10 protein-coding genes and 2 tRNA genes are annotated in these 9405 nt (G+C 56.1%); 11 read left to right on the forward strand and 1 reads right to left on the reverse strand.

Translation table 11 applies throughout. The features are described from left to right. From VD811_08430 to VD811_08455, 6 genes are all read left to right on the forward strand, one after another. The coding region (locus VD811_08430; GenBank protein ID HXV20998.1) for a sigma 54-interacting transcriptional regulator at positions 1 to 688 on the forward strand (688 nt) is incomplete at its 5' end. A gap of 102 nt (positions 689 to 790) precedes the next feature. Then, positions 791 to 865, forward strand: a tRNA-Gln gene (locus VD811_08435). A 30-nt stretch (positions 866 to 895) separates the two neighbouring features. Then, positions 896 to 971 (forward strand) — tRNA-Glu (locus VD811_08440). Positions 972 to 1123: 152 nt separating this feature from the next. Further along, on the forward strand, positions 1124 to 2275 hold the full coding sequence (locus tag VD811_08445; protein HXV20999.1) for an acetoin utilization protein AcuC: 1152 nt from the start codon (positions 1124 to 1126) through the stop codon (positions 2273 to 2275). Beyond that, entirely contained in the window at positions 2272 to 3099 is an 828-nt protein-coding gene (locus VD811_08450; GenBank protein HXV21000.1) for a hypothetical protein, read from the forward strand. Before VD811_08445 ends, VD811_08450 begins: the two co-directional genes overlap by 4 nt. Positions 3100 to 3122: 23 nt before the next feature. After that, positions 3123 to 4118, forward strand: a complete 996-nt coding sequence (locus tag VD811_08455; protein HXV21001.1) for a hypothetical protein — start codon at positions 3123 to 3125, stop codon at positions 4116 to 4118. Positions 4119 to 4312: 194 nt separating this feature from the next. Here the strand turns inward: VD811_08455 and VD811_08460 are convergent, their stop codons facing one another. Then, complete coding sequence (locus tag VD811_08460; protein HXV21002.1) at positions 4313 to 5227, reverse strand: hypothetical protein; 915 nt, start codon at positions 5225 to 5227, stop codon at positions 4313 to 4315. Between the two features lie 9 nt (positions 5228 to 5236). Between VD811_08460 and VD811_08465 the strand changes: the two genes are divergently transcribed. The 5 genes from VD811_08465 to VD811_08485 form a co-directional block, all read left to right on the forward strand. Then, positions 5237 to 5833 (forward strand): hypothetical protein, encoded by a 597-nt coding sequence (locus tag VD811_08465; protein HXV21003.1) that lies wholly within the window; start codon positions 5237 to 5239, stop codon positions 5831 to 5833. 5 nt (positions 5834 to 5838) lie between these two features. Further along, entirely contained in the window at positions 5839 to 6612 is a 774-nt protein-coding gene (locus VD811_08470) for an ABC transporter permease (protein HXV21004.1), read from the forward strand. A 12-nt stretch (positions 6613 to 6624) separates the two neighbouring features. Further along, positions 6625 to 7503 (forward strand): ABC transporter ATP-binding protein, encoded by an 879-nt coding sequence (locus VD811_08475; GenBank protein HXV21005.1) that lies wholly within the window; start codon positions 6625 to 6627, stop codon positions 7501 to 7503. Between the two features lies 1 nt (position 7504). After that, positions 7505 to 8593 carry an MlaD family protein gene (locus VD811_08480; protein HXV21006.1) on the forward strand — a complete coding sequence of 363 codons (1089 nt, stop codon included), beginning with the start codon at positions 7505 to 7507 and terminating at the stop codon, positions 8591 to 8593. 263 nt (positions 8594 to 8856) lie between these two features. Further along, on the forward strand, positions 8857 to 9405 hold a 549-nt coding region (locus VD811_08485; protein HXV21007.1), incomplete at its 3' end, for a multiheme c-type cytochrome.

Genomic DNA, 9405 nt, shown 5'->3' on the forward strand with positions numbered 1-9405 from the left:
GATGAGCAATGGCGGCACCCTGTTTCTCGACGAGATTGGCGACATGCCGATGACCATGCAGTCCAAGCTGCTGCGCGTTCTGCAGAGCCGGGAAGTGCGCCGGGTCGGCGGCAAGGAAACCTTCAAGGTCGATGTCCGGATTATATCAGCGACCAACAAGGATCTGGAGAAGGAGGTCGAGCAGGGGAATTTTCGCGAAGACCTTTACTACCGGCTCAATGTAGTTTTCCTCGAGTTGCCCGCATTGCGGGAGCGGTCCGAGGACATTCCGGTACTTGTCGAACACTTCCTTCATAAATATAATTCCGAATTCGGCAAACGCGTCCGGGAAATCCGGCCCGATGCGCTGCAGGCTCTGGTTGAATATCGCTGGCCGGGCAATGTCCGGCAGTTGGAGGCGGTAATAGAGCGGGCCGTTCTGCTGAACGATGGCGATGTCATCACCCTGCGTGATATCGGCAGGCTGCTGCATAGCCGCAAGCCGGAAAACCGGGTCCTCTTCGACTTGCCGGAGGAGGGACTCGATTTTGAAAATCTGGAAAAGGAGCTCATCCTCAAGGCGATGAAACGCACCGGTGGCGTCGCCACCAAAGCCGCCAAGCTGCTCCGGATGAGCTATAAGGCCTTCCTCTATCGCCTGGAAAAATTCGGCATCAAGGATGACGATTTTCGCAGGGAAGCGGGGTGAGGCGCTGTTTCCCGTCCATGGTGCCAGGCCTCAGCAAATCAACGCGTACTGAAATTTACCCTTGACTCCGCTTGGCTTCTTTGTTAAATACATCACTCCGATTGGGGTGTCGCCAAGCGGTAAGGCAACGGACTCTGACTCCGTCATCCCTAGGTTCGAATCCTAGCACCCCAGCCAGCCCCAAGGGGTTCGCTCCTTGACATATACGGTCCCTTCGTCTAGCGGTCTAGGACACCGGCCTTTCACGTCGGTAACACGGGTTCGATTCCCGTAGGGATCACCATTCCAAACCTTCCTGAGGGAAGGTACCAAGGTGGAGCTTCTGCTCCACCTTTTTTTTTGCCATCGGCAGCATGCCAGCCTTCCGGCCGCTTTCCTCGTCGGTTGACCTTTTCCGGGCGGCAGTGTAAAACAATCGCGGAGGACGCTGCTGCCATGACGGGTCATTTTACCTTCATCTACTCAAGCCGTTTCGGCAACTATTCCTATGGGACAGAGCACCCCTTCAATTTACTTCGTTATCGTTTGGCGTTCGATCTGATCCAGGAACTGGGTCTGCTCGCTGTTCCTTCAGTCGCAGTCGTAGAGAGTCCACTCGCAACCGAACAGGCGCTGCTGGCTTTTCATCGTCAGGATTACCTTGCCATCTTGCGCGAGTTCAGTCTGCATGCGGAGCCGCGCGCCAATTTCCGTTATGGCCTCGGGGACGTGGAAAATCCGGTTTTTCAGGGATTGTACGACTGGTCCCGGCTGGTTTGCGGCGGAACTGTGGAGGCCGCCAGGCAGGTAACCGTTCGAGGCTGCCGCGCGGCCTTCAATATGGCCGGGGGCTGGCATCATGCCCATGCCGCCAGGGCTTCGGGATTCAGCTATCTCAACGATGCGGTCATTGCCATCCAGGAGTTGCTGCAGCAAGGACTGCGTGTCGCTTACGTCGATATTGACGCGCATCACGGCGACGGTGTCCAGGAGGCATTCTACGATACCGATCGGGTACTGACCATCTCCCTGCACGAATCCGGCAAGGACTTTTTCCCCTACAGCGGGTTTGTCGAAGAGCTGGGACAGGGCCGGGGCTATGGCTATGCGGTCAACATTCCTTTTTCACCCCACGCCGATGATTTGATTTTCGAGCAGGCCCTGCGTCGTATTGTCCTGCCTCTGCTGGATGCATACCGCCCCGACGTTCTGGTGACCCAGATGGGCGTGGATGCGCTGCGCAGCGACCCGCTGACCCGTCTCGAGCTGACCACCGGTTCTCTGGAGCTGGCCGCCAGGGCCTTCCGTGAAACGGGAGTGCCCTGGGTGGTGCTGGGAGGTGGCGGCTACGACAAAGTGAATGTGGCCCGTGGCTGGGCACTGATCTGGGCCACTGTTCTGGATATGTCGGTTCCCGATCTGCTTCCGCCCGGTTTCATGCAGGCCGCCGCAAAACTCGGTTATCAGGGACAGAGGTTGCGCGATCTTCCCCGTCTCGCGCAACCGGATGACTTCGCCCGCGCCCAACGCCGGCTGGAGCACCACCTGGCTTTTCTGGAACGAAAGCTCTTTCCCTTGCACGGGCTGCTGCCGGGAGGCGGACGATGAAGCCGCCGATACCTCTTCTGCAGGACCGGGACGGTTTTCCTCTCCTGAGTCTTGGCGACATCAATCGATTGCAGCGCGAAGAAAAAGAGCGGATTTACGCACAGCTGATTCCTGATGCGGTATTCGATGACTTTGCCATCGGCCGTACAACGTTCTGCGACCGTGAAGGCCATCGCCTGGTGCATTTCGTCTGCCCTGATGGGCTGGGTCTGCTGCGGATCGAGATCCGCCGACGACCGGGCGATCTGGATTGCCTGTTCTTCGTCGAAATCGCCGACACCCCGTATCGGCAGATCGAGCTTGCCTTCTGTCTGATCAACGACCCGGAAGCGGAGCGTTACGACATCGACATCGACGAGAATGGCCGGGACAACTGTTTCGGCACCTTGCGCCGGAACTTCGGCGAAGAACTCAAAGCCATGGCGGCGGGACTCTCTCCCAACCAGGTGCGTCGAGGTCTGCAGCTCTTCTCCCCTTTTTTTCGTCGATTCGAGGCGTTTGTCATGGCTCTCGGCATCGATACCATTGTGGCCGAGCCGCTGTCCTACAACAACGCCATCCGGTATGAAAAATATGGTTTCGACTATATCACCGGCAAGCAGCTCATGCTCTGGATCGACCGCGAATTTCAGCCGGGCGGTCGTCTTTACCACCGGCTGGATGGGGCGTCGCCGTTTCGCCGACCGGGAATGGAAAAGAGTGTTCGCGGCCGGAGTTGGGCAATCCACGACGGCATTTTGGAGAGGTCCTGGGACGGGGTACGAATCTACAAGGTGCCGGGTGTCGATGCCGGCATAGACACGTTTCCGGACCGGAAGTTCTGATATCTGGTTTTCGAAACTCAAGCATGGCAGAAAAGGATGAAGGGCCGATACCGATGACAGACGCGAATGAACCAATTTGTTCACTTGAGCCGACGCAGTATGTGCTCTGGACTCCACCCTCGGGAAGAGTGGTTGAAACGGGTGCCGACCAGCATCCCGTTGTCTTGCCGCAACTGCCGCTGCCACTGCACCGGGAGGATCTCGCCGGCGAGCCGACTGGCGATGCCATTGGCCGCGGACTATACGATTATCTCCGCCAGTTTCCCGACTGCCCGCACAACAGCTGCTATGCCGAGTTGCTGCGTGATGCCTATCCGCATTATATCGCCGACCTGGGTTCCCAGATCGTCATGCTGGATCACAAGGAGGTCGATGCTCCCTATATTCGGCGCAAGCTGACCAGTTTGAAAATTCTTGCATTACTGGATCCCGAAAATCCCGGGCTTCTCCAGCAGATCGGGAGGGTGAACCTGGAGCTGGGCCTGCTTTTTTCTCAACTCAAAAATTGCCGTCCGCACCTGCTTGCAGCAATGGGCGCTTTGCAGCACTCTCTCAAATTACAGCCGAACAACCCTTCCTGTCTCAACCAGCTTGGACAGATTGATTTTCTCTTTGGCGACTACCCGTCGGCGGTTCGCCGCTGGCAGGGGGTTGTCGAACTGCTTGCCGAAGGACCCATCCGACTGGCCTTGAGCGAAAAGATAGTCCAGCTTGCGGGACAGGACATTCCGGACCATCCTCTCGTTGATGATCTGGAGGCAATCGGCGAGGCCCTCGACCTGTACGTAGAAGGCGACCTACGAAGCGCCCGGTTGATTCTGGAACGACTCGAGGAAGAAGGCCGCGTGCCGAATGAGTTTCCTTCCCCTGAATTCTATTGGCTGCTCGGTATCTGTCGTGGCAGGAGCGGGGATCCGGCAGGTGCTTTTGCCGCCTTAGAATGCGCCTTGTCGCTAGACCCTGAGTATGCTCCGGCCATTGAGGCGAAATGTCGACTCATTGATAAAGGGAGTCCCTGACATGTCAGAATTTTCAGCCGGTGACTTTCTATTTATTGTGCTTATAGGCGGCCTCATCTGGGGGATCATGCTGCTTGTGAACCGCGCCCGCCGCGCGAAAAGCGACAAGGATTCACCGCCGCCGAGTTGATTGGGATTAACACACGTCGAGTGGCCGCAGGCGTCTCTTTTGTTGTCTTTCTTTTTGGCTCCTGTTAGTATCGCGCGTTATTGATGAAATTAATTTTTTTTGCCTGCTGCCGTTGCTGCCGATGAAACGTAAAATTCTTCTCATGCAAGTGGCATTGCTGCTGCTTTTTTCGCCTCTCCGGGTTTGGGCCGGAGAGGGGAGAATATTTACGCTCTGGCCCCTTGTCGACTATCGTCAGGACGAACAACTTGACTATGTCAGTGTAAATGCCCTCGGCCCTTTTCTGAAATACGAACGAAAGGGCGAGGAGCGGGAATTCGGGTTGCGGCCCCTGTATTTCCATGCTACCGACCCTTCTGTGGGGATCGGCTACAGCGAATATCTTTATCCGCTGGCCACCAGAAAGAGGGAGCCGGAACTCTCTTATTTTCAGGGGCTGCACCTGCTCAACTACGATTTCGGCTCGCGAGAAAATGGGAGCGGCAACGAGTTCTCTCTTTTTCCATTTCTTTTCTACGGCCGCACCGAGGACCGGGGGGATTATTTTGCATTTTTCCCGCTGGGTGGCAAGATTTACGACCTCTTCGGGCGGGACGAAATCCGCTTTGCCCTCTTCCCGGCTTATAGCCAAACCCGGAGAAGGGGGACGACGGTCACCAATCTTCTTTGGCCGGTTTTTGCCCGGATCAGTGGCGAAGACGAATCGGGCCTGAAGGTTTGGCCACTTTTCGGCACTGCCGAGAAGCAAGGTGTCTATCGCAAGCGTTTTTATCTCTGGCCAATCTTTTTTCGTTACGATCTGCAACTCGATACCGCAAACCCCCTGTATAGACGTGCGGTTTTCCCCTTGTTCGTCGGGGAAGAGTCTCCGCAACTGAGTTCCCGGACTTATCTCTGGCCTTTTTTCAGCCACCTGGAGGACCGGCGCAAGGATTACGAGGAGTGGAATTTTCCTTGGCCGCTTTTTCGGCTTGCACACGGCACTTTTATGGAATCCGTCAGGTTTCTCCCCCTCTACGCCAATGAGCGGACGGGTTCCTTCCGCAAACGATGGTATCTGTGGCCGATCTATAAGATCGAGGAAACCCGTACCGAGGTCCTGGAGCGCCGCCGCGACCGGCTTTTCTATTTTCTTTATTCCGACATCACGGAGCGGGTGCTGGAGGAGGATTCCCCGCGCAAACGTGAAGTATCCCTTTGGCCGCTCTTTACCTACGCGAGAACCAGGGGGATCTCCCATTTTCATACACTTTCCCTGCTGGAGCCGTTTTTTCCCGAAAACCGCGGGATCGAACGCAACTGGTCCCCCTTGTGGCGCCTTTACCAGCGAAAATGGGACTCTCACGGCAACGAAGTATCGTCTTTTCTATGGAATCTTTACTGGAAAGAGCGCCGGGCTGATGCGCTGGCGATGGAGGTTTTTCCTCTCTTCCGCTATCAGCAGCAGGCTGGAGAGTCGGTTGACTGGCAGTTGCTGAAGGGTTTGTTCCGCTATCGTTCCGGCCCTGAGGGGAAAAAAGTCTATTTCCTTTTTCTTCCCTGGGGCATTGGCAGTCACGTCGATGCGGCGAAAACCGAAGGGTGAGTTGCATGCGAATTCTTGAAACGATAGGAAGAAAAATCCTGAACGCTGCCCAAGGCGCTGGTGAGATGCTGGCCTTGCTGTTGGAGACTGTCTACTATTGCAAGGAGGCGCCGCGCAATCTGCCGGCGATCTTCAGGCAGATGAGCGAAATCGGTATCGGCACCCTGCCGATCGCCTCTCTGATGTCCCTGTTCATCGGCATGGTTCTGGCGCTGCAGACCGGTGGAACTCTGGCGATTTATGGGTCGCAGGAAGCGCTGGGGATCATTGTCGGCCTGTCCATGGTCAAGGAACTCGGTCCCGTCATGACCAGCCTTCTGGTGGCCGGTCGCGTTGGTTCGGCCATGGCGGCGGAAGTCGGGGCAATGGAAGTCTACGAAGAGATCGATGCGCTCAAGACCCTGGAAATCAACCCCGTCCGTTATCTGGCGATGCCGCGGCTACTGGCATGTCTGTTCGCGGTGCCGGCACTGGTGGTTTTTTCGATTATCATCGGCATTGCCGGCGGCGGGCTGGTCGCCGATATCAATCCGAAAATCAATGTCCCCTTTGGTGTCTATTACGACAACATGATCAAGTTCCTTGACTATAAGGACGTTTTCAAGGGACTTCTCAAGGCCATGGTATTCGGCGGAATTGTTGCCCAGGTCGGCTGTTATGTCGGCTTCAAGACTTCCGGCGGTGCCCGCGGGATCGGTGAATCGACGACCCGTTCGGTTGTTCTTTCGTTTCTGCTGATATTCATCGCGGATTATTTCCTGACCAGACTCATGCTTTAGACGGATGGACAAATGGTTTCTGCCGATGGCAACGACAAGGAACAGAAGCTCAAGACTGGCATCCTATCCAAACTGGTGCACGGCTTCTCCGCTTCCATTTACGAAGAAGGGGAGTGCCAGTCCAGTTATGAAGAGCCACGCGGAGTGGGCATCCGCATCGAGGCCCTTCATAAATCCTTCAACGGCAACCACGTCCTGAAGGACATCAATCTCGAAATTCTGCCCGGCGAAACCTTTTCCATCATCGGCCCTTCCGGGACCGGCAAGAGCGTTTTGCTTAAACATATCGTTAAACTGGAAAAGCCGGACAGTGGGCATATTTTCATCGACAATCAGGACATCTACGAAACCAGCCAGGACCAGGGTCGCCGGAATTTCCGCTACAGCATGGTGTTCCAGTCCTCGGCTCTCTTCAATTCCTTGTCCGTGGGCGAGAATGTCGGCCTTTGGCTGCGGGAAAAACGGGTGTGCGGTGAGTCGCGTATTCGCCGCATCATTCGGGAAAAACTTCGCCTGGTCGGCTTGGAAGGCAAAGAGGAGTTGATGACTTCCGAGCTTTCGGGCGGGATGCGCAAGAGGGTTGCCATCGCCCGGTCGCTGGCGATGAACCCGGATCTGATTCTCTACGATGAACCGACTGCCGAACTCGATCCGGTCACCTCCGACGAATTAGCCAAAGTCATCATGAACCTGAAAAAGCAGGTCAATCTCACGACTGTCATTGTCAGCCACGATCTTAACTTCGCACTCTATCTTTCGGATCGGGTCGCCATGATCAGCGAAGGCCGGATTGTCGAGGTCGGGACCCCGGCGGAGATCAAGGCCAGCCAGAATCCCGTTGTCCGCAATTTCATCTACACTACGACCAAAGGCATCAAGGGGGAGGACTAAGATGGCCCTGTCCACGGAAAAAAAGGTGGGACTGTTCTTTCTGGCAACGATCTTCGCGCTGGCGGTGGTGATCGAGCTGGTCGAGGACTGGCGTCCTTTTGAGACCCAAAACGACTACACTGCTTATTTTGAGGCAGCCGTCGGCATCAATCCCGGTGACTCGGTTCGCCTGGCCGGCGTCGAGGTGGGGAAAATCAAGGCCGTTGGCATCGAGGACAATAAGGTCCGCATCGACTTCTACGTTGTGGATGGAACGCGCATCAAGGAAGATTCGGTGGCGATGATTCGGCAAACGAATCTTCTCGGCGGGCAGTTCCTCGGACTCGACTTCGGGTCCGACCAGAGCAAGGCGCTGCCCCCCGGCTCCACCGTGCAGACGCGGGAAGGCTCCAATATCGATCAGCTGATAACCAATCTTGACCGGAATCAGGAAAGGGTTCTTGGCGCTTTGGGCGACATGGTGGAAGAGAGCCGGGGTCCTTTCGTCGAGACGATGACGCAGATCGACAACATCACCCGCAAAATCGACCAGGGAGAGGGGACCTTGGGGCGGATAGTCAATGACCCGGCATTGTACGAGGAGGTGCAGAGCGCAGCTGCCAACCTTCAGGTCATTCTGGCCCGCATCGAGCGTGGTGAGGGGTCATTGGGGCGGATGTTGACCGATTCCACTCTTTACGACAACGCCGCCCTGAGTCTTGCCAACCTGAGTGAAATTTCCACGCGGGTCAAGGAAGGGAAGGGCTCTGTCGGGAGACTCTTTGCCGAGGACGAACTCTACGTCAATGCTTCCGATGCCCTGGCCAATATCCGTGACGTCTCTGCCAAGGCGAACAACGGAACCGGTTCGTTGGGGAAGCTGGTGAATGATGACGCCCTCTATGAAGAAACTCGCGCCACGATGCAGCGGATCAACAGTATTGCCGCCAAGATCGATGATGGCAAGGGGACCATCGGGCGACTGATCAACGAGGACGACCTGTACCGTGACGCAAAAACCACTCTGCATAAAGTCGAAAAAGCCGTGGACGGATTGAGCGACCAGGGACCGATGTCGGCCCTCGGGGTCGTCGTCGGGACCCTGTTCTGATCCTTTTCGCGACAAGTTCTGCGTCCTGATGTGGTGGTTTTGCTTTGCCCCTGGCTGGAAAAACGTCAATTGGCGGTGCTGGCAACTTCCGGTTATTGATCATTGGGGTTAACTGACCGAAATAAAAGGCATAATTAGGTCAGGTGTTTAGCGGTTCCGGTTTCCATGTTTCTTGCATCCGGATTAAATTCAGGCATCGTATCCCGGGTGGGACGCGACCTTTTTGATCATGAATATTCTGTGTTCTCAGGAGGCCCGTCTTGATGCATAAAGTTATCAAAATCATTTCCCTTCCAGCGATCGGTTTTGTTCTTCTTGCCGCCTGTACCGACCTCTCCACCCTCCGCTCCGACAGGCCGATCAGACCTGTCCCTGAATTTGAAAAGTTGATCGTCGGCCGGCTCGATGCCAACTACATCGGCAACGAAGCATGTCTCGCCAAGTGCCATGTGCACGACAAAATATCCCAGGACTTGCAGCATTCCGTGCATGGCGCCCAGGTTTCGGCAGAGAGCGGCCTTCCTCTCGTCAACTGCGAATCGTGTCACGGTCCCGGCGACCTGGCGGTCGCAGTGTTGGTAGAAACGGCTTCAGGAGAAAAGCGTTGCAGCTTCGAGACCCTGCTGCCGCTGAAGGAACTTCCCGCCCAGGCCCAGACGCTCATCTGCCTGAAGTGCCATTCAGCCGCTTCCACGCCTAATCTCCAACACTGGAATGCCAGCACCCATGCCATCAGCGATGTCAGCTGCTTCGACTGTCACCAACTGCACCAGGGCCCGCGGCAGAAAGTGAGCCGGCAGGAGATGTCAGAG

This window comes from Desulfuromonadales bacterium (genome assembly GCA_035620395.1).
In the GTDB taxonomy this organism is placed as follows: domain Bacteria; phylum Desulfobacterota; class Desulfuromonadia; order Desulfuromonadales; family DASPGW01; genus DASPGW01.